Raw genomic sequence first — 22,682 nt, forward strand, 5'->3', positions numbered from 1 at the left:
CCGGTCCCGGCCCCGTCGGAATCCTCCGCAAAGGCCGGAGAAGGGTGTTTGCCCCTCCGACAGGGGCGGATGCGGGGCGGCCCGTACCGGGCTTCCGGAGCCCGGAGCGGACTGTGCGGTTCCAGGAGTGGCCCGGGTGGTGCAGGATGTGCCGGATGCAACGAAGACTCGTACACGCGCTGGCGTGGTCGCTCGCCACCGGCGCGGCGGTCACGCTCTCGTGGTGGGGTGTGCACACGGTCATGACGGGGACCGCGTACGACCCGCCCCGCGCCGTACCGATCTCGGTGGGCGCGGGGGCCCCGCAGCGCATCGGGCAGAGCACCGAGGAGCCGCTCGTCTCCTCGACGCAGCGGACGTCGCCCTCCCCGTCCGCCTCCGCCTCGCCAAGCACCGGTGACGCGCGCCCCTCGAAGTCGGCCCCGAGCCCTTCGCGTACACCGTCGGCGACCCCGGCCAAGCCGCCCGCGGGGTCCGCTCCGGCGGAGACCTCGGGCCGGGTGAAGGGCTATCGGACCGACGGCGGCCGGGTGGTGTTCGAGCTGGGCGCCGACTCGGCGAAGCTCGTCTCGGCGACGCCCGAGCCGGGCTGGTCGATGCAGGTGTGGACGAACGACGCCTGGATCCGGGTGGACTTCAGCGACGGGGGCGGGAAGGACGGCACGACGTACTCGGTGTTCTGCACGTGGAACGGGACGCCGCCGACGGTGCAAATCGTCGAACCGTAAAGACGCTCAGGGGTTTTCGAAGACGGACGGCGGGGGCGCGGGCGACGGTCTGGCGGCCGCGTCGGTGACGACGGCCGCGCCGCCGGTGAAGTCGGTGAGCGCGCGGCCGTGTTCGACGCGGCCGGGGTGCGGATCGCTCGCCACCCGCCGGGTGAACTCCGCGACCGGCAGCGGCAGGGCCGAGGCGAGCAGGACCGCGTTGCCGAAGCGGCGGCCCCGCCACACCACCGGGTCGGCGGCCAGGGCCAGTTCGGGGAAGACGGCGGCGGCGGTGGCGACCTGGCCGCGCAGATGGGCGAGCGGGGGCCCGTCGGCGAGGTTGGCGGCGTAGCGCCCCTCGGGCTTCAGCACCCGGCGCACCTCGCCGAGGAATTCGGCGGAGGTGAGGTGGGCGGGGGTGCGGGCCCCGCTGAACACGTCCGCGATGACCAGGTCCGCCCAGCCGTCGGGAAATCTGCCGAGCCCTTCGCGGGCGTCGGCCGCCCGGACCCGGACCCGGGCCTGGGGGTCCAGCGGCAGGTGGTCGCGGACGAGCTGGACGAGCGGCGCGTCGAGTTCGACGATCTGCTGGGTGGAGCGGGGTCGGGTGGCGGCGGTGTACCGCGCGAGGGTGAACGCGCCGCCGCCCAGGTGCAGGACGTGCAGCGGCTGGAGCGGGGGCGCGGCGAGGTCGATGACGTGGCCGAGGCGGCGCTGGTAGGCGAACGAAAGGTGCGTGGGGTCGTCGAGGTCCACGTGGGACTGCGGGGCCTTGTCGATCAGGAGCGTCCAGCCGTGCGGGCGCTCGCGGTCGGGTACGAGCTCGGCGACGCCGCCGCCGACCGGCCGGGAGACGGCTTCGCGCTCACCCCGGCCCGCCCCGCGCCCGGAGCCCGGGCGCTCCTGACGGCCCTTGGCCCTGGCATCCCCGCCGGCGGCCTTCCCCTTGGCCCGGCCGGGCGTTCCTCGACGTGCCACGTTCGCTGGTCCTTGCTGGTGGGGGCCCGGGGTCGCCGGCCTGGCGGAGATGCGCGGAGGTGTTCCGCCCGTCCGGCCATTATGGGCTCAGCGCCGGCCATGGGCTCAGCGGCAGCTGTCGGCTCAGCGTCGGCTACGGACTCAGCGGCAGCTGTCGGCCGCCTCGATCAGCCGGGCCGCCTGGTCGAGGGCGGCGCGCAGCACGGCCGGATCGGTGACCGGGGCGTCCTCGGCGGGCGGGAGCAGCCAGCCGGATCCGGAGACCGGCGGCTCGGCGGGGATGCGCAGCCCGCGGCCGTCGGTCCGCGTACAGGCGCTGCCGGGTACGTCCCAGCCGTCGGCGGTGCCCGGCGGCACGAGGAAGCCGAGGGTGTCGCAGGTCCCGTCGTGCAGGACCGGGCCGACGGCCTCCTGGTCGCCGCCCCGGCGGAGGATGTCGACGGCTTCCAGGCCCTGCCGTGCCGGGACCGTGACGAGGTCCACGGGCCGGTCCGCCGGGGCCGGGGTCGTCGCGGTCGTCCGTGAGCCGGTCTCCCTGCCGAGGTGCAACAAGGGAACCCCTCCTCTCATCGCCGAACGGAGCCACACTCCGTCTCCACAGGGACCAACGCGTGGGCGCGTCAAGGGCTACGGGCCCACACCGCCGCAAAGGGTGGCAGTTCATGGCGGATCACGGGCGGTATGCCCGGTTTCGCAACGAAACGCTGTGTGTGCGACTCGTCACAGCAGGTACGTTCTTGCTCCGCCGGGACACCGGAACTCCGGGGAGGCCGGAGCGACCGGGGAGGCCCGGGGACGCCGGGTGGCACGCCCCCGGCTGCACCAGAGAGGGGCCGGGCATGGCGTCGACAGGGGCAGTTCCCAACCTCGCCTTCCGTCAGCTGCGCGGACAGCGCTCCGCCGGGGAGTTCGCGGCGGCCGTCCGCCGAGCGGCCCGGGAGATCGGGGAGCAGGTCGCGTGCGACGCCCGGTACATCGGACGCGTGGAGTCCGGGGAGATCCGCTGCCCCAACTACGCCTACGAACGCGTCTTCCTGCACATGTTCCCCGGCGCCTCCCTGACCGACCTGGGGTTCTCGGCCCGCGAGAGCGTACGGGGCCGGGGCGCCCGGGTCGTAGCGGAACCCCTGCCTGCACCCGGGGACGCGTCCCCGGGGCCGTCCCCACACCCCCCGTCACCCCGCGACACCGATCCCGACGACATCCCCGAGGAGAGCGACGTGCTGCGTCGCGTGTTCATGACGAGCGGCACCGCCACGGTGGCGGCCGCTTCCCTGGGTCTCGGCGGGGCGCCCGCCTCCGCCGCCCGGATCTCTCTGCCCACACAGCGCCGGGTCGGCGAGGCGGAGGTGCTCGCCGTCGAGAAGGCCGTGCGGGACATCCGGCTGCTGGACGACCGGCACGGGGGTGACGGGCTCTACCGGCGGGCCGCCCAGCCGCTGCGCGCGGCGTACGAGCTGCTGGACGCCGGGAGCGCCGCGCGGCGCGCCACCTCGGATCGGCTGCACGCGGGCGCGGGTGAGCTGGCCATCTCGGTGGGGTGGCTGGCCCATGACTCGGGCCGCTTCGACGACGCCCGCTCGCACTACGCGGAGGCGCTGGCCACGGCGCGTCTTGCGGGGGACGCGAGCCTTGAGGCGCACGCGTTCTGCAACACGTCGTTCCTGGCCCGGGACGCGGGGCGGCCGCGCGAGGCGGTCCGGGCGGCGGAGGCCGGCCAGCGGGCCGCCCGCACGCTGGGGTCGCCCCGGCTGCTGGCGCTGCTCGCGCTGCGGGAGGCGGGGGGCCGGGCGGGGCTCGGCGACCGTACGGGGTGCGACCGGGCGATCGGGCGGGCCCGGGCGGCGTTCGACCGGGGCCCCGCGGGGGCGGACCCGGAGTGGATGAGCTTCTTCCGGGAGGCGGAGCTGGAGCTGCTGGAGGCGCAGTGCTGGTCGGCGCTGGGCGACTGGTCCCGGGCCGCGCGGCACGGGCGGCGGGCAGTGCTGCTCCAGGACGCGCACTTCACCCGCAACCTCGCGCTGTACCGGGCCCAGCTCACGGGCGACCTGGCCCGGGCGGGCCGGGCGGACGAGGCGGCGGCGACGGGACACCAGGTGCTGGACCTGCTGACCCGGGTGCAGTCGTCGCGGATCCGGGGAATGCTGGCGGGGGCGGCGGCGGTCCTGAAGCCCCGGACCGGGGCCCCGGAGGTGTCGTCGTTCCTGATCCGCCACGAATCGAGCCCGTAGACCGGCGGCCCACCCAGCTCGTAGACCGGAGACCCTTCCAGCCCGTCGAGCGGCGACCACCCAGCCCGTCCGCAGAGAGCAGCACAGGCGCAAAAGGTGCGGGCGCCCCCGCGAGGTCAGTGGTCCAGGTGGCCCGTGTCGTTCCAGCGTTCCACGGCCGGGAGGCCGTACGCCCAGCCCAGGACCGACAGCGACGTCGGCTCCAGGCGGATCCGCGCGCCGAAGGACAGGTCCTCGCCGAGCCAGCGGGCGCCCAGCGCCCGCAGGATGTGGCCGTGGGCGAAGACCAGAACGTCCCGGTCCGCCGACCGCGCCCAGGCGACGATCTCGTCCGCGCGGGCGGTGACATCGGCGACGGACTCCCCGCCCGGCACCCCGTCCCGCCAGATCAGCCAGTCCGGCCGGTCCGCCTTGATCTCGGCCGGGGTCAGCCCCTCGTACGCCCCGTAGTCCCATTCCATCAGCGCGTCCCACCGCTCCGCCCGCTCCCCGAACCCGGCGAGCTCGCAGGTCTCGGCGGCCCGGACGAGCGGGCTGGTGCGGACCTCGACCCCGGGGAGCCCCGCCCAGGGCGCCCGGTGCAGCCGCTCGCCGAGCAGCTTCGCGCCCGCGCGCCCGCTGTCCAGGAGCGGGATGTCCGTCCTGCCGGTGTGGTTGCCCCGGACCGACCACTGGGTCTGGCCGTGCCGGGCGAGCAGGATGCGCGGTGCCATGAAGGCTCTCCCTGGAACGCTGGTGCTGGGTTCCTCCATCATCCCGTACCGGTCGGACGAGCAACCTCCCGGCCCTGATGGGCGTCCCTTCCTGAGCAGTCCCCCCCCGGCCACCGACCCGGGCCACGGCGGGACCGCTGCGTACGGGACGTCCGGCAGGGGACCCCCGGGGGACGCGGTGGCACGGTGCCGCCGTACGGTTGAACGTTCGTCGTCGGCCGCATGAACATGGGGAGAGCTACCGGATGCCGCACGCCACCGCGCCGCCCGCGACCGGTCATCGGCCCCGTTGGTGGACGGAGCTGCCACTGATCGCGGTGGTGTACGCGCTGTACTCCGTGGGCCGCCTCCTGGTGCGCGGCGACGTGTCGACGGCGGTCGACCACGGTCTGGCGATCCTCCGGCTCGAACAGGCGCTGTACCTCAACGCCGAGCATCCTCTGAACCGTCTCTTCACCAGCACCCCGTCCATCGGCATACCCGCCGACTTCGCCTACGCCTCCCTGCACTACGTGGTCACTCCGGCCGTCCTCGTCTGGATCTTCCGGCGCAGGTCGGCGGCGTACCGTGCGGCCCGGGTCTGGCTGATGAACTCCACGCTGCTGGGTCTTGTCGGCTTCACGCTGATGCCGACCTGTCCGCCCCGGCTGCTGGACGCGAGCCACGGCTTCGTCGACACGATGGCGCAGTACAGCGCGTACGGCTGGTGGGGCGAGGGGGCGAGCGCGCCGCGCGGGCTGAGCGGGATGACCAACCAGTACGCGGCGATGCCGAGCCTGCACGTCGGCTGGTCGCTCTGGTGCGGGATCCTGCTGTGGCGGCACGGCCGCCACCCCCTGATACGGGCGGCGGGAATCGCCTATCCGCTGATCACCACGATCGTCGTGATGGGCACCGCCAACCACTACTTCCTGGACGCCGTCGCGGGCGCGGCCGTGATGGGCCTCGGGGCCCTGCTGGTCAAGCCCGTCATCCGGTTCGCCGACGGGGTCAAGGCCCGGCTGGCCGGCGTCCTGCCCGACAGCCTCCTCGGCGGCCTCCCCGGCGACCGGAAGCGGGGCGGCGCGAGCACCGCCGCCGCGGCGATTCCGGCGACCGTGCCCCCGGATGTCGCGACCGTGTCCTCGGATGTCAGTGCCGGGTGCAAGACTTCCACGGGTGAGCGAATCCCCGGCCAGCGGACCACCTCCGCAGATCCCCCCGGCACGGCAGTCGGCGGCGCGGCAGCCAGAGACGCCGCCGACGCGGACGCGAGCGACGACGCTCCGGCAGCGGCTCGCTGAACTGCGCGGCCCGTCCGTCGCACCGCATCCGCTGGACGCCAGAGCCCTGGCCGCCCTCGCCGCCAACCCCGGCTGCAAGCGGCGGGCCCTGCTCGACGGCGCCGGGGTGGACAAGGGCGTGCTGGCCACCGCCCTCGGCTCACCCGCCCCCTTCGGGCAGTCCCAGTTCGCCTTCATGCGGGGCAACGCCTTCGAGGCGAAGGTCAAGGCCGACGGCGGCGCGGAGCTGCTCCGCCTGCTGTACGAGCGCCTGGGCGGCTCCTCCGCCGCCCCGGGCCCGGACGTCGCCACGCCCGATCTGAGCGCCGCGGGCCCCGAGGGCCGTGCCGCCCGCACCGCGCTCGCCCTGCGGGAGGCCACGGCGGCGGGCGGCTGGGCGCTGCTGGATCATCCGATGCTGGCCCTGGAAGTGGCGGGCTCCCCCGCCTATCTGGAGCCCGACGCGGTGGTCGTGCACCCCGACGGCCGGTGGACGGTCGTCGAGATCAAGTCATTTCCCATGATCGACGCGTCGGCCGACGCGTCGAAGGTCGGTGCCGCCGCCCGGCAGGCCGCGGTGTACGTGCTGGCGCTGGAGCGGGTCGCGGCGGTCACGGAGGGTGCGGAGGTGGGTCAGCGGGTGCTGCTGGTCTGCCCCAAGGACTTCTCGAACCTGCCGACCGCCTCCGTCGTGGACGTACGCAAGCAGCGCGCGGTGACCCGCCGGCAGCTGACCCGGCTGACCCGGATCGAGGACATCGCGGCGGGGCTGCCCGAGGGGACGACGTTCGATCCGGCATGCCCGTCGGAGGAGCTGGACGCGGCCGTGGCGGCGGTGCCCCCGGCGTACGCCCCGGAGTGCCTGGCCGCCTGCGAGCTGGCCTTCCACTGCCGGGCGAAGTCCCGGGCCGAGGGGGCGGTGGAGACGCTGGGGCGCAGTGTGCGCGGTGAGCTGGGCGGGCTGACGACGGTGGCCGGGGTGCTGGCCGCCGCCGCGGGCAAGGAGGGCGATCCCGCCGATCCGACGGTCGCGGCGCTGCGCCGGGCCGCCGCCCTGCGGGCCGAGGCCCTGGAGAGCGCCGCCGTCCTGCGGGCCGGGGCGCGGGAGGCCGCCCCGGTCGCGGGCGCCGGGGCGCGGGAAGCCGTCTCCGTCGCGAGCGCCGGGGCGTCGGACGGTCCGGAAGGTGCGGCCGCATGTCGCTGATCACCACGCTGGCCCGGCTGGAGGCCGTCGACACCGGCCGCGCCCAGCCGCTCGCGACCGTCCGCCACCGCCATCTCACCGACCGGCCGCTGGTGCTGGTGCCGCTGACCACCGCCGGTGAGGCCGGGGCCCCGCTCGGGGCGCTGGTCGGCACGGACCGGGAGGCGCCCAGGCTGCTGGCCGTCGCCCAGCCGCGCGACCGGGACCTGCGGTTCGCGTTCCTGGCCGAGCTGGCGGAAGCGGTCCTGCCGCACATCGAGGCGTACGCGGACGTCGTCGAGCCCGCCGAGCGCAACGAAACGGATCCGGCGACCGGCAAGAAGACCAAGGTCGAGGTCGAGCTGTGCACGGACGCCGGCCAGCTGATCGTGCCGAGCCGGGCGGGCGTCGAGTTCGTGCGGCTGCTGGGCCGGTCGATGCGGTTCCGCCGTACCGCCGAGGACGACCCGGACACCCCCTATCCGGCCCCGGCCCGGGTGCCGCTGCTCGGCCGCTGGCTGACGCATTACGGGGAGCGGGCCCGGGTGCCCGGCTCCTCACTGCTGCTGGCCGCCACCGATCTGCTGAACCGGCACTGGGCGACCGGGCAGAGCAGCCTGGAGGACCAGCACCTGGGCGCGCTGCTGTCCTGGATCGATCCGCCCGCCGGCTCCTCGGGGGCCGAGGCGGCGCTGCGGGCGGAGCTGGCCCGCGACTCGGAGGGCCAGTTGCTCTGCCCTCCGGCCGGTCCGGCGACCGACCCGGACTTCGACAACCGGCTCCTCGCCCCGGCGATCGAGCGGTACGACCGGGCGCGCACGGCGTTGGCGTCGGCCGAGGACGGTCTCGCGGCGGATGCCCGCCTGGGTGAGCTGAGCGGCGCCGAGCGGGAGATCCGTTCGCTGCTGGCCCGGGTCATGCTGCCGACCTGGGACGCGGTCTGGCGCGGCCTCGACCTGCTGCGGGAGCTGCCCGAGGGGTCCCGGGCCGAGGACCGCTGGACCCGGGACCGCTGGTCGTTCACCGCGCACCGCGACCGGGTGCGCTCGGGCGAACCGCCGCAGCCGCGCCGCGACGACGCGGTGACGGCGGCGCAGAAGCTGGCCTCCCGGGAGACCGCCCAGGCCCAGCTGGAGGCGCAGGAGGCGCTCGACGATCCGCTGGTGCTGGCGGGGCGGCGGCTGGCGGGTGAGGCGTTCCTCGCCACGGTGACCGATGTGGAGATGACGTACACCGAGTCGAAGCGGCCCTCGCCGCGCCCGCTGGTCACCGTCCGCACGGACGAGCGGCCGCATCTGGGCGAGCGGACGAAGGTCTACCGCTCGCTGGAGGGCAAGCCGCAGACGGCGGAGTTCGTGCGGGCCGAGGATGAGCCGGACCAGGACGGCGACGTCCTGCTGGTGCTGCGGATCCTGGACCGGATGGGCCGGGGCAAGGAGCCCGCGCCCGGTTCGGTGCCGGAGCCGGGGGACCGGATCGCCTGGACCCTGTTCGAGCACGACCAGCGCGGCGGGCCGAAGCTGCCGGACCCGGAGGAGACGCCGTGGACGCACGGCGGGCCGCCGGGCGCGGACGCCGCGACGCGTGCGGAGCAACCCGACCCCGTGACCCCGGAGGACCTGCTGTGACCACTGCCATCCGGGAGGACCTTCCGTGAGTACCGTCTTCGATCCGGGCGCGGCGGCGGCCCGTGCGACCGGCGCGATCCTCGACGACACCCTGCGCGGCAGCAGCCGGGGCGTCGTCGTGGACTCGCCCCCGGGCGCGGGCAAGTCGACGCTGGTGGTCCGGGCGGCCCTGGAGCTGGCCGCCGCCGGCCATCCGCTGATGGTGATCGCGCAGACGAACGCCCAGGTGGACGACCTGGTGGTACGGCTCGCGGAGAAGGACCCGGAGCTGCCGGTGGGGCGGCTGCACAGCAGCGACTCCGACCCGTACGACAAGGTGCTGGACGGCCTCGCGAACGTGACGAAGTCCGCGAAGGCCGCCGATCTGGCCGGGCTCGACGTGGTGATCTCGACGGCCGCCAAGTGGGCGCACGTGAAGAACGTGGAGCCGTGGGGGCACGCGATCGTCGACGAGGCGTACCAGATGCGCTCGGACGCGCTGCTGGCCGTGGCCGGGCTGTTCGAGCGGGCGCTGTTCGTCGGGGACCCGGGTCAGCTGGACCCGTTCTCGATCGTGGGCGCGGACCAGTGGGCGGGGCTGAGCTACGACCCCTCGGCGAGCGCGGTGTCCACGCTGCTCGCGCACAATCCGGAGCTGCCGCAGCACCGGCTGCCGGTCTCCTGGCGGCTCCCGGCGTCGGCGGCCCCGCTGGTGTCGGACGCGTTCTACCCGTACACGCCGTTCCGCAGCGGTACGGGCCACAGGGACCGGAAGCTCTCGTTCGGGGTGGCGTCGGACGGGTCGGGGCCCGACCGGGTGCTGGACGAGGCGGCGGAGTCCGGGTGGGGGCTGCTGGAACTGCCCGCCCGGCACACCCCGCGCACCGACCCCGAGGCGGTACGGGCGGTGGCGCTGGTGGTCCGGCGGCTGCTGGACCGGGGCGGCGTCGCCACCAGCGAGCGGGCCGAGGAGCCGGTGCCGGTGACGGCGGACCGGGTGGCGGTCGGCACGGCCCACCGGGACCAGGCGGCGGCGGTGCGGGCGGCGCTCGCGGAGCTGGGCGTCACGGGGGTCGCGGTCGACACGGCGAACCGGCTCCAGGGCCGCGAGTTCGACGTCACGGTGGTCCTGCACCCCCTCTCGGGCCGCCCCGACGCCACGGCCTTCCACCTGGAGACGGGCCGCCTGTGCGTGCTGGCGTCCCGGCACCGGCACGCGTGCGTCGTGGTGTGCCGGGAAGGGGTGGCGGACCTGCTGGACGAGCACCCGTCCACGGAGCCGGTCCAGCTGGGCGTCACGGTGAAGTTCCCCGACGGCTGGGAGGCCAACCACGCGGTGCTGGCCCATCTCGCGGAGCACAAGGTGCGCTGGAGGCCGTGAAGCCGCGGCGGGTGGCCGGCCCGGCGGAGTTGCGGAGTTCAGGCCCGGGGGCGCCCTTGCGCGGGGTTGGACAATGGAGGGTGGCCGTCCTGGCCGTGCGAGGGAGGAACAGCACATGACAGAGTCCGAGCGGAACGAACGGCAGCGGCTGCGCCCCGCGCCGCTGCTCTTCGAGCCGTCTCAGGCCACGGCGGACCCGGAGCACTTCTTCGACCTGGAGTCGCTGGAGGACCCCCGTGAGCTGCTGGCCCGGGCGACCGAGCTGACGCAGGCCTTCCGGGCGGCGACGGACCGGTCGGTGGAGTTCCAGGCGATGGCGGCGGCGCAGCTCGCCGACCCGCGCCGGTTCGACCGGCTGACCGCGGCGGACGTCGCGGAGCGCGCGGAGTGGACCGAGGACTACGCGAAGAAGATGATCGAGTTCGGCCGCTCGCTGCTGGACTCCCCGAGAGCCTGACGCGCTGGGGGGTCCGGAGCCTGACGCGCTGGCGGACCGGAGCCTGGCTCCCTGGAGGGTCCGGAGCCTGGCCTACGACGCCTCTGGGGCTGATGTGGCCGGTGGGACGGCCGGGGCAGATGCTGTGCCGTCAGGCCGGGGGTCAGGTCCCGTGGCATATTCCGGCGGGCAAGATACCCCTCCCCCTCCTCACCTGTCCCGGTTTCCGGCAACTCTCGGAATCAGTTCCGTCACTCCCGGTAGACCTTGCTCCATGAGCGCATGGCTGAAAGACACAACGACCCTGCAGGCCGGTGCCGCCGTCGCGCACCACGGCGTCGACATCTTCGCCTTGCTGCGGGACCAGTCCGGGTCCCAGGCCGCACAGGTCACGGCGGCCGGCGCCGCCTGGCTGGCCGGGGCGACGCCCTACCCGCGCAGCACGCTCGCCCAGTGGGAGGAGCGCCCCACGGCCCCCGGAGTGCTGCCCTGCGGTTCCGCCTTCGACGTGGTGAACGTACCGGCGCTGTTCGGGCGGCGGATGCTGGAGCGGCTCTGGGCGGAGGGTCCCGGCTCCGGCCCGGTCGCCACGCACCGCGGCCGGATGCTGCTGTTCGCGGCCCCCGGAACAGCCCAGCGGCTGCCCTCGCTGCTCGCCTGGGAGGAGTGGGGAACCGGCGGTTCCGAGGAGTCCGGAGGCTCCGGGGACGCCCGCGGCCCGATGCCGCCCCTGCTCTGTCACGGCACCGGGGACGCCGTGACCGTACCGCCGCTGACCTGCGCGTCGTCGGACGGCGGTCCGCGCTGGGTGGTCGCCCCCGACACCCGTGGCCCGTGGCTGCCGGGTCCCGATGTGCTGCTCTGGGCGTGTGTGCGGGTGAGCCGGTCCGCCTCCTCGCGGGCCACCGCTCTTTCGATTTTTCCTCCGGCGGATCAGGGTGCTAATGTCTACGACGTCACCAGGCGCCGTTAGCTCAGTTGGTTAGAGCAGCTGACTCTTAATCAGCGGGTCCGGGGTTCGAGTCCCTGACGGCGCACAGACGGAAGAAGCCCCTCGCGAAAGCGGGGGGCTTCTTCGTGCGCGCCAAACGCTCGCCCAAAGTCCGGCGAGAAGGTCTCAGACTCCGGCGGTGATCCGGACGGTCCAGGAGCCGGACGGGGTGCGGTCCGCGACTTCGACACGGGTACCGGCCCCCGGGACGGTGAAGGTCTCGCCGACCCCGAGCGGGGCGTCGGCCAGCGGCGGGTAGACCGAGCGGTCCCAGCAGGCCCCGGTGTCCGGATGCGTGTCGACGACCTCGACGGGTCCGCCGCCGGAGGCCGTCTCGCTGCGGACGCGGTAGATCAGGATGCCCTCGGAGCAGGTGTCCCGGTCGTTGCCGGTGGCACTGCGGGCCTCGATGGCCAGGGCACTGTCGGCGCCGGTACGGACGACGGCGAGCCGGGTCCCGATCGACCCGCCGGGCACCGGGGCGGCGGCGACCGGTTCCAGGGTGAGGTCGGCCGAGCCCTGGACGCAGACGACCTGCCGGCCGCCGAGCCAGCCGAGCTTCCACTTGTGCCAGCCGAACAGGTCGGGGGCGAGGCCGAACTGGCTGCCCATGACGTCCCAGTCGCCGACGTACGTGTCCCAGTCGCCCTTGCCGTCGGTGGGCCGGTGGTAGAGGTCGGCGAGGTCGAAGACGTGCCCGGTCTCGTGGGCGAGGACGTTGCGGTCGGGCGGGTGCTGCTCGAAGACCGTGACGACGCGCCGGATGTCATGGCCGTCGGCGCGCAGCGGCCGGTCGAAGTTGACGACCTTCGTGGCGTCGGAGTCGACGCCGGGGGCGTCCGGGTCGGCCACCAGATAGACGACGTCGTACCGGGAGAAGTCCACGTCGTCGTCGGCGGCGGCGACCGCGTCCCGGAGGTAGGCCGTGCGCCGCTCGGCGTTCCAGTCGCGCTCTATGGCGTACCAGGTGGAGTCGCGCGGCATCTGCGTCCAGCTCCGTTGCGGATGCGGGCGCAGGGTGAACCGGCCGTAGCTGGCGCGCTCGAAGAAGCGGGTGGTGGCCGGGAAGTGGTCGGCGGTGAGTTCGCCGGGCGTGAGCACGGGCTCGGAGTCCGGGAAGGACAGAAAGATCATCACCGCGTCGAGGCCCTGGTCGGGGCGCGGATAGGCCGCGTTCCAGGTGTTCAGGCCGAGCGAGTGGTGCGCCGCCGTCCGAGGCAGGGCGCAGGGGGCGGCGTCCCCCGTGGCGGCCGCGGCGGGGCCCGCGACGAGGGACGTGGCGGCGAGCGCCAGGAGGGAGGTGGCGGCGGCGGCCAGACTGCGCAGGGGCGGCCGCCGCTCTCCCCCGGGTCCGCGACGGCACGGCACATCGACCTCCGGGTGGGGAAACACGGTCCATCCCGTCCACCCTGTGCCGCCTCACCACGCCACGCCCTGTTGTGCTGCCCCACACGGGTCAGCAACGGGTCAGCACACGCGTCGGCACACAGGCCGGCACACGCGTCAGCACACGCGTCGGCACACAGGCCGGCACACGCGTCGGCACACAGGCCGGGCACACAGGTCGGCGGTCAAAATCACCACCCACACCTTCACGGAACGTCACCATCAGTCAGTCCAGCCGCCCGATGCAACAGATCCGCGCAGAAACGACCAGGACCGGGCAAAGCGGAATGGCTGCTCCCGCTCACTTCCGGCCGCGCGCGGTGGCCCGGACCGGACGGCGAGCTGGAACGGCCGACGCGCCACCCTCTATGCTTCACCACGCTTTCCCGCGTGGAACGGGCCCCTTAACGGGACCGCCACCCGGTGGCCAGTCCGACCCCACCAGTTCACAACGACCTTCACAGCGGGAGCGAGCGGTGAGCGGAACCTCCGAAGGGCCGAGGGCCTCGGCAGGCACGGCCCCCGGCGCGCCCGCCGCGCCGGTCACGGAGCGTCATACGACGGCCCCGGCCGAGAGCGGTCCCACCCGGACCGATTCCGCCCGGACCGGTCCCGGCGGGGGCGACGCCGGTTCCATCGCCTCCGAGCTGCGCGACTACCGGGCGGCGTTCAACGCCGCCACGCTCCCCATGGGCGTCGTCGACGGCCGGGGCCATGTCGTGCGGGCCAACGAGGCGCTCGGCGGGCTGCTGGGGACGCCGGCCGCGGTCCTCGCCGGGCGGCAGGCGTGCGAACTGCTCGACCTCGCCACCGACGACCGGACCTGGCACGCGTACCGCGAGGTCCTCCTCGGCCGCCGCTCCCGGTTCCGCTGCACGCGCCGCCTCAAGCATCCCGACGGGCGCTCCCTGTGGGCCGAGATCACCGTCGTACCGATGACGGGGGCGTCGGCGGCGGAGTCGGCCCGGGTGCTCCTGACGGTCGCGGACGTCAGCGACCGGCGGGAGCTCCAGGAGCGGCTGCGCCACCTCCAGATGCACGACCCGGTGACCCGGCTGCCCAACCGGACGCTGTTCTTCGAGCGCCTCGCCTCGACCCTGGAGACCCCGCCGTACCAGGACGACTCCCTGCCGTCCCGGCAGCACGCCCGGATCGGCCTCTGCTACCTGGACCTGGACGGCTTCAAGGCGATCAACGACACCCTCGGCCACCGCACCGGGGACCGGCTGCTGGCAGCCGTCGCCGCGCGGCTCACCGACTGCGCCGAGAACGACGCCTCCCGCAACGCCGGGGGCAGCCGGCTGGTGGCACGCCTGGGCGGCGACGAGTTCGCGATCCTGGTCGAGGACTCGGCCGGCACCCAGGAGCTGACCGACCTGGCCCGCTCGGTCCTCGCCGCGCTCCAGCAGCCGTTCGACCTGGCGGGCCAGCGGCTCTCGGTCTCCGCGTCGATCGGCGTGGTCGAGCGGACCGCCGCGGGCACCTCGCCCACCGGTCTGATGCAGGCCGCCGACACCACGCTGTACTGGGCGAAGGCGGACGGCCGGGCCCGCTGGACCCTGTTCGACCCCGAGCGCAACGCCCACCGCATGACCCGGCAGTCCCTCTCCTCGACGCTCCGGCCCGCCGTGGAGCGCGGCGAGTTCACGCTGGAGTACCAGCCGCTGGTCGGGATGGCCGACGGGGTGCTGCGCGGGGTCGAGGCGCTGGTGCGCTGGAACCACCCGCAGTTCGGCGTCCTGCCGCCGAATCGGTTCGTCCAGATCGCCGAGGAGGACGGTTCGATCGTCCAGCTCGGCCGGTGGGTGCTGCGCACCGCGTGCCGGCAGGCGCGACGCTGGCAGCTGGACCATCCGGACGAGCCGCCGCTGTTCATCAGCGTCAACGTCGCCGTACGGCAGGTCTGGGACTCCGACCTGGTGGCCGACGTGGCGCAGATCCTGGCCGAGACCGAACTCGCCCCCGGGCTGCTCCAGCTGGAGCTGACCGAGTCGGCGGTGATGGGCTCCGGCGGCCGTCCGCTGAGAGCGCTCCAGGCACTGAGCGACATGGGCGTCCGGATCGCCATCGACGATTTCGGGACGGGTTATTCGAACCTCGCCTACCTCAGCCGGCTGCCCGTCTCCGTACTGAAGCTGGACGGGGCGTTCGTGAAGGGCTTCCGGTACGAGGACGGTACGCATCCGAGCCCGGCAGACGAAACGATCGTGGAGGCCATGGTGCAGCTGGCGCACCGCCTGGGCCTGACCGTCACCGCGGAGTGCGTGGAGACGGCCGGGCAGGCGGAGCGGCTGCGGCGGATCGGCTGCGACACGGGGCAGGGGTGGCTGTACTCGCGGGCGGTCGCGCCGGAGCAGATCGCCGGGCTGATCGGGTCCCGGCCGCTGGAGGGCTGACCGGGATCCCGCAGGATCTACGGAGCGGCCGGCAGGCCGTACGCGTCCGCGATCAGGCCGTAGCTGCGCAGCCGCGCGTCCCCGCCGTGCGCGTTGGCGGTGATCATCAGCTCGTCGGCGCCGGTGCGCTTGGCCAGGTCGTCCAGGCCGGTGCGGACCTCGTCGGCGGTGCCGTGGATGACGTTGGAGAGCCAGCCGTCGACGAACTCCCGCTCCATCGGGGAGAAGTCGTACGCCTCGGCCTCCTCCGGGCTCGGGATCAGCCCGGGGCGGCCGGTGCGCAGCCGGACCATGGACAGCGCCCCGGTCAGCACCTGGCGGCGGGCCTCGCGCTCGTCGTCGGCGGCCAGCGCCGAGACCCCGATCAGGGCGTACGGGGCGTCCAGCACGGCGGAGGGCCGGAAGGACTCGCGGTACAGGTCGAGCGCCGGAATGGTGTTCTGCGCCGAGAAGTGGTGCGCGAAGGCGAACGGCAGCCCCAGCGTCCCGGCCAGCCGCGCGCTGAAGCCGGAGGAGCCCAGCAGCCAGACGGGCGGCCGGTGCGCGGACTGCACCCCGCCGGGCGACGTCGCCTGGACCGGGCCCGGTACGGCGTGGATCCGGGCGTACGGGTGTCCGTCCGGGAAGTCGTCGTCCAGGAAGCGGATCAGCTCCATGAGCTGCTGCGGGAAGTCATCGGCCCCTTCGTTGAGCCGGTCCGTGCGGCGCAGGGCCGCCGCCGTCGCCCCGTCCGTGCCGGGGGCCCGGCCGAGCCCGAGGTCGATCCGGCCCGGGGCCATCGCTTCCAGGGTGCCGAACTGCTCGGCGATCACCAGCGGGGCGTGGTTGGGCAGCATCACCCCGCCGGAGCCGAGGCGGATGCGCTCGGTGTGGGCGGCGACGTGCGCGAGGATCACGGCCGGGGAGGACGAGGCGACCCCGGGCATGGAGTGGTGCTCGGCGACCCAGAAGCGGTGGAAGCCGCGGCTCTCGGTGAGCTTCGCGATCTCCACGCTCGTGCGCAGGGCCTGCGTCGCGGTGCGGCCCTGCCCGACGGTGACCAGGTCGAGGACGGACAGCGGAACGGTGGCCGTCCCGGCTGCGGCGCCCCGGATCCCGTCGCCGTCGGCCGCCCGGCCGCTCTCGTCGCCGCTGGTCTCGTCGCCTCGGATGTCGTCCACGTGTCGGCCTCTCCCGGTGCTGCGCTCGTCCGTACGTCTGTGTATCGGACGAGTACAACAGGAGGCCGACTCCGTTTTATTCCCGGCGGGACCCGGGCTGACGCGGCGCGTTCCCGGCGGGACCCGGGCTGACGCGGCGCGTTCCCGGCGGGGTCCGGGCCGACGCGGCGCGCTCCCGGCGGGTCAGGAACCGGCGCGGCGCGCTCCAGGCGGGTCAGGAACCGGCGCGGGGCGCGCTACTCCCGTACCTCGATGCCCTTCGGCTCCAGCTGCCGCAGCACCGGCTCACGGGTGGCGAACAGGGTGCCGAGCGTGGGCGCCCAGGTCCGGCGGTCGGTGAGCCGCAGCCCCTCCCAGACCGTGACCTGGTTGGCGGTGAGCACGGGCTTGCCGAGCAGCTCCTCCAGCTCGGGGATGTACGCGGTGGTGTGCAGGGAGGTGTCCGGGACCAGCACCACCTCGGCGTCCGGGTGGTCCGCCTCGCGCACCAGCCGCTTCACCTCGTCCGGCCCCCACGATCCGGCCTCGGCCGACGAACCGGCCCCGCCGGACGCGGCGGCCACCACTTCGACGCCCGCCGACGCCAGGAAGTCGGCGAAGAGCCCGGTGACGTCGTCCGGGTAGGGTGCGGCGACGCCGACCCGCCGGGCCCCCAGCTCCCGTACCGCGTGGCCGAAGCCGATGGAGGTGCTGGAGGCGGGCAGCCCGGCCGCGCGGGCGAGCGTGGCGATCTGCTCGTGGGCGCCCTCCCAGCCCTGTCCGAAGCTGCCGCCGCTGGAGGCCCAGATCAGCGCTTCGGCCCCGGCGAGGCGCAGCTCCTCGACGCCCTCGGCGATCCGGTCGGGGTCGCCCTGCTCGCGCAGCGCGTCGGCGCGGTAGACGTCCTCGCCGGTCTCGGTGGAGAACAGGGGCAGCCGGATGTCGGTGTCGAGCAGGATCTCGGTCCGTGGGAAGTCGTCCTCGGCGGCGTGGCCCGGGTAGAGAAGTCCTACGGTCGTCATGTCCACCCTTTCCTGTACGTCGACGGCTCGCCGCGCGGCGGGCGGGTCCCCTCGCCGGATCGCGAGGGACGGGTCCCCTCGCGGAATCCCGGCGGGCGGCCCGTCACGGGGCTGCCCCGGGGCCGCCGCGGCCCTCCGGACGCTCCGGCGGCCGTGACCGCGCGACCGGTCACTCTTGCCCCGACTTGTTCCCAGTATTCCCCCGGGCGGCCGCCGGGGCGCGCGGCCGGGCGTCGTTGACGCGGCGCTGAGCTGCTGCGAGCGTGGGCGGTCGATCTTGTCCGTTCCGTCTTGTCCGTTCCGCCGCGGAGGGCCGACCACCCATGCCGGATCCCGTCCTGCTCGTCCTCGACGCCGACCCCTCCCCGCGGCTCGGCCGGCTGACCGGCCGGGTGGACGTGCGGTACGCGGACGCCACCACGCTCGCCGAGCGGCTGCCGGCCGCCGATGTGCTGCTGGTGTGGGACTTCGCGTCGGACGCCGTACGGGAGGCCTGGCCGGGTCCGGGGCGGCGGCCGCGCTGGGTGCACACGGCGAGCGCGGGCGTGGACCGGCTGCTCTGCCCGGAGCTGGTCGCCTCCGACACCGTGCTGACCAACGCGCGGGGGATCTTCGAGCGGCCGATCGCGGAGTACGTGGCGGCGCTGGTGCTGGCGATGGCCAAGGACCTCCCCGGCACCCTCGCACTCCAGCGGGAGCGGCGCTGGCGCCACCGCGAGGGGCAGCGGGTGGCCGGTTCCCGGGCGGTGGTCGTCGGCGCGGGTCCCATCGGCCGGGAGATCACCCGGCTGCTGCACGGCCTCGGGGTCACCGTGGCCCTGGTGGGGCGGACCGCCCGGCGCACCATCCACGGGGCGGCGGATCTGGACCGGCTGGCGGCGCGGGCGGACTGGGTGATCGCGGCGGCCCCGCTGACGGAGGCGACGCGCGGGATGTTCGACTCCCGCTTCTTCGGTCTGCTCCAGCCGTCGGCGCGCTTCATCAACGTGGGGCGCGGGGCGAGCGTGGTCCAGGCCGACCTGGTGGACGCGTTGCACCGCCGCTGGTTCGCGGGCGCGGCGCTCGATGTGTTCGAGGACGAACCGCTGGGCCCGGACAGCCCGTTGTGGGACGTACCGGGGCTGCTGGTCTCTCCGCATCTGAGCGGGGACACGGTGGGGTGGCGCGACCGGCTGGGCGAGCAGTTCGTGGCGCTGTACGAACGCTGGGCGCGGGGCGAGCCGTTGCCCAACGTGGTCGACAAGGAACGCGGTTACGTACCCTCCCCCGACCTCGACGCGGTCGACGAGTCCGCCGAACTCGACGGCTCCCCCGGCACCGACGAGTCCGACGGCCTCAACGGGTGAGCGGCGCGGCCCGGACGACGAACGCCTCGATGGCCTCCCTGGCCGCGGCGTCCAACGCCTCGTGCTCGGCCTGCTCCTGGGCGGTCGAGACGTCCCGCGTGCGCCGGTAGGCCTCTTCCGCGGCGCCGACCACTTCCGGGTCGTCGGTGAGCAGTTTGACCCGGTAGAGCACCTGCCGGGTGGCGGTGCGCAGGCGGTGGGCCTCGTCGCGCGCCTCGATGAACGCCTCGGAGACCTGACTCTGCCGCATGCGGTACCAGCGGCCCGCCTGCCCGTGCCGGTACTCCTCCGCCGCGGCGGCGAACGAGCTGTAGGTGGCCGTGCGTTCCTGCCGGAGCGCCTCCGACCGGGAGAACCGCTCCGTGCGCGCGGCGGTGAGGCGTTGGAAGAGATGCGTGAGCACGGCTCCCAGGAGCGTGCCCCCGACCGCGACGACGCTTGTCCATATGGCGACCATGGCACCAGCTGATCACAGAAGTGACGGACGCGGAGTCATGAATCCTCCACCGCAGGGGAACACGCCCCGCGCACCTCCGGTCGCACTCCGCCCCCATCCGGGCACGGGAAGGTCACCTTCCGGCCACTGTTGGGTTACAGGCCCCCGGCTACCCGCATAGACGTACGGGATCGGGCAGGCGCTCACCCTGTCCGGACTGTTCGACCTCCAGGAGATTGCGAACCATGGCTGAATTCCCGAACCTGTCCCGCCGGGGTTTCCTCAACGGAACGGCGGCCGTGGGCGGCCTCCTCGTCGTTCCCGGCCTTCTCACCGCGTGCAGCAAGACCGACTCCGGCTCCGCGACCGGCGAGGGCGCCCTGGAGAAGCTCCGTAAGCAGGGCTTCGTGCGGGTGGCGTACGCGAACGAGGCCCCGTACGGCTATCTGGAGGGCAAGGAACTCAAGGGCGAGGCCCCGACGCTGCACCGGGAGATCTTCCAGGCCCTCGGAGTGGACGAGCTGAAGCCGACGCTCTCCGAGTGGGACGGGCTGATCCCGGGGCTCCAGGCCGGCAAGTACGACGTGGTCAGTGCGGGCATGGCCATCACCCCGGAGCGCTGCGGCAACGCGATCTTCTCCGAGCCGGAGTTCATCTCGCCGACCGCGCTGATGGTGAAGAAGGGCAACCCGAAGAAGCTCACCGATCTGGACTCCGCGAAGGAGGCGGGGGTCACCATCGGGGTGATGTCCGGTGCGGTCGAGGGGAGTTACGCCAAGGGCGCGGGCATCGCCGAGGGCAAGATCAAGACTCTGCAGAAGCCGCAGGACGGGGCCGACGCCGTCAAGGGCGGCCGGATCGACGCGTTCCTGCTCACCGGTATCTCGCTGCGCTGGCTGGCGAAGACCAACCCGGACACCGAGGTCACCGAGGCGTTCGTGCCGAAGCTCGACGGCAAGGACCAGTTCTCCCCCGGCGGCGCGGTGTTCCGCAAGGGCAACGAGGACCTGCGGGACTCCTTCAACCGGGAACTGAAGAAGATCGTCTCCGACCGCTCGCGCTATGTGCAGCTGCTGGAGCCGTACGGGTTCGGCGAGACGGAGATCCCGCCCGCCGATCTCAGGACGGCGGATCTGTGCAAGGGCTGACGGGGCGGGCGGGCGCGCACGCATGAACGACTTCTTCTCCCTCCTCGTCGAGGAGCTCCCCAGAGTCCGGTCGGGTCTGTGGGTGACGCTCCAGGCCACGGTCCTGGGCGCACTGCTGGCCGGAGTGCTGGCCTTCGCGCTCGGGCTGATGGCGGGCAGCCGGCTGCTCCTGGCCCGCGGGTTCTCCCGGGTGGTCGTGGAGTTCTTCCGGGGCACCTCGCTCTACGTCCAGCTGTTCTGGTTCTACTACGCGATGCCGCTGCTGACCGGCTACGAGATGGAGCCGCTGATCTGCGGGGTGGTCGCGTTCGGTCTCAACTTCGGTGCGTACGGCGCCGAAGTGGTGCGGGGCGCGGTCAACTCCGTACCGCGCGGCCAGTACGAGGCCGCGATCGCCCTCAACCTGAGCCCGACCAGGCGGCTGTGGAAGGTGATCCTGCCGCAGGCGTGGGTGCAGATGATCCCGAGCTTCACCAACCTGCTGATCCAGCTGCTGAAGGCGACCCCGCTGCTGTGGCTGCTCTCGGCCGCCGACCTGATGACGGTGGTCCAGCAACTACGCGACCGCACCGGTGAGACGGTGACCGCCTATCTGACCCTGCTGGCCGTCTACTTCGTGCTGGCGTACGCCCTGACGATGCTGATGAACCTGCTGGAGCGGAGCGCCAAGCGGCGGCTCGGCCTGGACACCGGCGCGAAGAGCCTGTTCAAGAGCCGCAGCGCGGCCACGACCACCGCGGGAGGTGTCCGGTGAACGGCTTCGACTGGAATGCCGTCGGGGAGTCCCTGCCCGAACTGCTGAACGGGTTCAAGATCACCCTGCTCGCGACCGTCCTCGGCACCCTGGTGGCCGCCGTGCTGGGACTGGTCGTCGCGATGGCCGGGCGGGCGCCCAGCAGGTTCGTGACGGTCCCGGTGCGCCTCGTCACGGAGTTCGTCCGGTCCACCCCGCTGCTGGTGCAACTGGTCGGCGCGGCTGCCCTGTTCAACTCGGTGGAGCCGCTGTACATCGGCATCGCGGTGCTGGGGATCCACTACGCCGCGTACACCTCCGAGGTCTACCGGGCGGGGATCGACGGGGTGCCGAAGGGGCAGTGGGAGGCGTGCCGCGCGCTGTCGCTGTCGCCCCGGCGCACCTGGCAGGCCGTGATCCTGCCGCAGGCGGTGCGCAACGTGCTGCCCGCGCTCGGGAACTACGCGATCTCGATGTTCAAGGAGACGCCGTTCCTCGCCGTGATCACGGTGCAGGAGATGGTCTTCGAGGCCCGGAAGTACGGGGCCGACCACTTCGCGTACACCGAGGTGTTCACCCTCGCCGGCCTGATCTTCCTGGTCGCGAGCTACCCCACGTCGCTGTTGATGAGAAAGCTGGAGAAGCGCCTTGGCCACTGAACCCCTCCCCCTGAAGAAGACGGAATCCCCGGGGCCGGCCGCAGCTCCCGAGGACGCCGTCCCGGCCGCGGCCCGCACCGGCGAGCCGCTGGTCCGGTTCGACAAGGTGGTCAAGCGCTACGGCGACCATGTGGTCCTGGACGAGCTGGACTTCACCGTGGACCGCGGCGAGCACGTCACACTGATCGGGCCCAGCGGCTCGGGCAAGACCACGATCCTGCGGCTGCTGATGACGCTGGAGAAGGTCAGCGGCGGGGTGATCTGGGTCGACGGCTCCCCGCTGACCCACGTCCGCACCCCGGGCGGTTCGCTGAAGCCCGCGGGCGAGAAGCAGCTGCGCGAGTCCCGGAAGAAGATCGGGATGGTCTTCCAGCAGTTCAACCTCTTCCCGAACATGAAGGTGATCGAGAACATCACCGAGGCCCCGGTCAGCGTGCTCGGCAGGAGCCGCGAGGAGGCGGAGGTCCGGGCCCGGGAACTGCTGGACCTGGTCGGACTCTCGGCGAAGGTCGACGCCCACCCCTCCCAGCTCTCCGGCGGCCAGCAGCAGCGGGTGGCGATCGCGCGGGCGCTGGCGATGGAGCCGGAGATCCTGCTGCTGGACGAGGTGACCTCCGCGCTCGACCCGGAGCTGGTGGCGGGTGTGCTGGAGCTGCTGGAGGACATCGCCCGCAACACCGACATCACCATGGTCTGTGTGACCCACGAGATGAACTTCGCCCGGGACGTCTCGGAGAAGGTCCTCATGTTCGACGCGGGACGAGTCGTGGAGTCCGGATCCCCGGAGAAAATCTTCTCCGACCCGTCACACGAACGTACGCGCGAGTTCCTCAACGCAGTCCTGTGACCTCGGAGTTGACGCACCGCCCATGACGGTGGCATATGCCAGACGGGTGCGCCCCAGATGACAGCTCCGGGGCGCCCCTAC

Annotated in this window: 21 protein-coding genes and 1 tRNA gene; 15 read left to right on the forward strand and 7 right to left on the reverse strand. The window is 73.5% G+C overall.

The genetic code is table 11. The annotated features are described in order from the left end of the window. Nucleotides 1-155: 155 nt before the first annotated feature. Nucleotides 156-728: a superantigen-like protein SSL4 gene (locus tag IE140_RS28160; RefSeq protein ID WP_150196234.1), complete on the forward strand. Its 573-nt coding sequence runs from the start codon at nt 156-158 to the stop codon at nt 726-728. Between the two features lie 6 nt (nt 729-734). Here the strand turns inward: IE140_RS28160 and IE140_RS28165 are convergent, their stop codons facing one another. Beyond that, on the reverse strand, nt 735-1,685 hold the full coding sequence (locus tag IE140_RS28165; protein ID WP_150196235.1) for a spermidine synthase: 951 nt from the start codon (nt 1,683-1,685) through the stop codon (nt 735-737). Nucleotides 1,686-1,826: 141 nt separating this feature from the next. Next, entirely contained in the window at nt 1,827-2,237 is a 411-nt protein-coding gene (locus tag IE140_RS28170) for a hypothetical protein (RefSeq protein WP_176741872.1), read from the reverse strand. A 287-nt stretch (nt 2,238-2,524) separates the two neighbouring features. On the opposite strand from IE140_RS28170, the gene IE140_RS28175 reads away from it, so the two are divergent. Further along, nucleotides 2,525-3,916 carry an NsdA family TPR-like regulatory protein gene (locus IE140_RS28175; RefSeq protein ID WP_150196236.1) on the forward strand — a complete coding sequence of 464 codons (1,392 nt, stop codon included), beginning with the start codon at nt 2,525-2,527 and terminating at the stop codon, nt 3,914-3,916. Between the two features lie 116 nt (nt 3,917-4,032). Here the strand turns inward: IE140_RS28175 and IE140_RS28180 are convergent, their stop codons facing one another. Continuing rightward, nucleotides 4,033-4,629, reverse strand: coding sequence for a histidine phosphatase family protein (locus IE140_RS28180; protein ID WP_006124779.1), 597 nt, complete (start codon nt 4,627-4,629; stop codon nt 4,033-4,035). A gap of 245 nt (nt 4,630-4,874) precedes the next feature. Here IE140_RS28180 and IE140_RS28185 point away from each other — a divergent pair, with 245 nt between their 5' ends. From IE140_RS28185 to IE140_RS28215, 7 genes are all read left to right on the forward strand, one after another. Continuing rightward, nucleotides 4,875-5,912, forward strand: a complete 1,038-nt coding sequence (locus IE140_RS28185; RefSeq protein ID WP_150196237.1) for a phosphatase PAP2 family protein — start codon at nt 4,875-4,877, stop codon at nt 5,910-5,912. Between the two features lie 106 nt (nt 5,913-6,018). Next, nucleotides 6,019-7,095 (forward strand): hypothetical protein, encoded by a 1,077-nt coding sequence (locus tag IE140_RS28190; protein ID WP_229826930.1) that lies wholly within the window; start codon nt 6,019-6,021, stop codon nt 7,093-7,095. Beyond that, nucleotides 7,086-8,702, forward strand: coding sequence for a hypothetical protein (locus IE140_RS28195; protein WP_150196238.1), 1,617 nt, complete (start codon nt 7,086-7,088; stop codon nt 8,700-8,702). The genes IE140_RS28190 and IE140_RS28195 overlap by 10 nt, the downstream gene beginning before the upstream one ends. A 25-nt stretch (nt 8,703-8,727) precedes the next feature. Next, nucleotides 8,728-10,062 carry an AAA domain-containing protein gene (locus tag IE140_RS28200; RefSeq protein WP_150196239.1) on the forward strand — a complete coding sequence of 445 codons (1,335 nt, stop codon included), beginning with the start codon at nt 8,728-8,730 and terminating at the stop codon, nt 10,060-10,062. A gap of 115 nt (nt 10,063-10,177) precedes the next feature. Continuing rightward, nucleotides 10,178-10,519, forward strand: a complete 342-nt coding sequence (locus IE140_RS28205; RefSeq protein WP_010062808.1) for a DUF8844 domain-containing protein — start codon at nt 10,178-10,180, stop codon at nt 10,517-10,519. Nucleotides 10,520-10,772: 253 nt separating this feature from the next. Continuing rightward, on the forward strand, nt 10,773-11,471 hold the full coding sequence (locus IE140_RS28210; RefSeq protein WP_093442527.1) for a bifunctional DNA primase/polymerase: 699 nt from the start codon (nt 10,773-10,775) through the stop codon (nt 11,469-11,471). Beyond that, a tRNA-Lys gene (locus tag IE140_RS28215) sits at nt 11,462-11,535 on the forward strand. The genes IE140_RS28210 and IE140_RS28215 overlap by 10 nt, the downstream gene beginning before the upstream one ends. Before the next feature lie 80 nt (nt 11,536-11,615). Here the strand turns inward: IE140_RS28215 and IE140_RS28220 are convergent. After that, nucleotides 11,616-12,857, reverse strand: coding sequence for a M6 family metalloprotease domain-containing protein (locus IE140_RS28220; protein ID WP_100563841.1), 1,242 nt, complete (start codon nt 12,855-12,857; stop codon nt 11,616-11,618). A gap of 494 nt (nt 12,858-13,351) precedes the next feature. On the opposite strand from IE140_RS28220, the gene IE140_RS28225 reads away from it, so the two are divergent. Beyond that, nucleotides 13,352-15,271: a putative bifunctional diguanylate cyclase/phosphodiesterase gene (locus IE140_RS28225; RefSeq protein WP_150196240.1), complete on the forward strand. Its 1,920-nt coding sequence runs from the start codon at nt 13,352-13,354 to the stop codon at nt 15,269-15,271. Between the two features lie 17 nt (nt 15,272-15,288). Here IE140_RS28225 and IE140_RS28230 read toward each other — a convergent pair whose 3' ends face one another. Further along, nucleotides 15,289-16,431: an LLM class flavin-dependent oxidoreductase gene (locus tag IE140_RS28230; protein ID WP_150196241.1), complete on the reverse strand. Its 1,143-nt coding sequence runs from the start codon at nt 16,429-16,431 to the stop codon at nt 15,289-15,291. A 236-nt stretch (nt 16,432-16,667) separates the two neighbouring features. Then, nucleotides 16,668-17,432 (reverse strand): maleate cis-trans isomerase family protein, encoded by a 765-nt coding sequence (locus IE140_RS28235; RefSeq protein WP_150196242.1) that lies wholly within the window; start codon nt 17,430-17,432, stop codon nt 16,668-16,670. 323 nt (nt 17,433-17,755) lie between these two features. On the opposite strand from IE140_RS28235, the gene IE140_RS28240 reads away from it, so the two are divergent. Further along, nucleotides 17,756-18,778 (forward strand): D-2-hydroxyacid dehydrogenase, encoded by a 1,023-nt coding sequence (locus IE140_RS28240; protein ID WP_150196243.1) that lies wholly within the window; start codon nt 17,756-17,758, stop codon nt 18,776-18,778. On the opposite strand, the gene kilB is transcribed toward IE140_RS28240, so the two are convergent. Next, entirely contained in the window at nt 18,768-19,235 is a 468-nt protein-coding gene (kilB, locus tag IE140_RS28245; RefSeq protein ID WP_150196244.1) for a plasmid transfer protein KilB, read from the reverse strand. The genes IE140_RS28240 and kilB overlap by 11 nt on opposite strands. A gap of 224 nt (nt 19,236-19,459) precedes the next feature. On the opposite strand from kilB, the gene ehuB reads away from it, so the two are divergent. The 4 genes from ehuB to ehuA are packed head-to-tail and all read left to right on the forward strand — an operon-like array spanning nt 19,460 to nt 22,601. Next, nucleotides 19,460-20,362, forward strand: coding sequence for an ectoine/hydroxyectoine ABC transporter substrate-binding protein EhuB (gene ehuB / locus IE140_RS28250; protein ID WP_093445077.1), 903 nt, complete (start codon nt 19,460-19,462; stop codon nt 20,360-20,362). 22 nt (nt 20,363-20,384) lie between these two features. Beyond that, nucleotides 20,385-21,116 carry an ectoine/hydroxyectoine ABC transporter permease subunit EhuC gene (ehuC, locus tag IE140_RS28255; protein WP_093445076.1) on the forward strand — a complete coding sequence of 244 codons (732 nt, stop codon included), beginning with the start codon at nt 20,385-20,387 and terminating at the stop codon, nt 21,114-21,116. Then, nucleotides 21,113-21,754: an ectoine/hydroxyectoine ABC transporter permease subunit EhuD gene (gene ehuD, locus IE140_RS28260; protein WP_093445075.1), complete on the forward strand. Its 642-nt coding sequence runs from the start codon at nt 21,113-21,115 to the stop codon at nt 21,752-21,754. The genes ehuC and ehuD overlap by 4 nt, the downstream gene beginning before the upstream one ends. Beyond that, nucleotides 21,744-22,601 (forward strand): ectoine/hydroxyectoine ABC transporter ATP-binding protein EhuA, encoded by an 858-nt coding sequence (gene ehuA, locus IE140_RS28265; RefSeq protein ID WP_093445074.1) that lies wholly within the window; start codon nt 21,744-21,746, stop codon nt 22,599-22,601. The genes ehuD and ehuA overlap by 11 nt, the downstream gene beginning before the upstream one ends. Nucleotides 22,602-22,682: the final 81 nt, after the last annotated feature.

This window comes from Streptomyces parvus, from assembly GCF_014648875.1.
Classification (GTDB): Bacteria; Actinomycetota; Actinomycetes; order Streptomycetales; family Streptomycetaceae; genus Streptomyces; species Streptomyces parvus.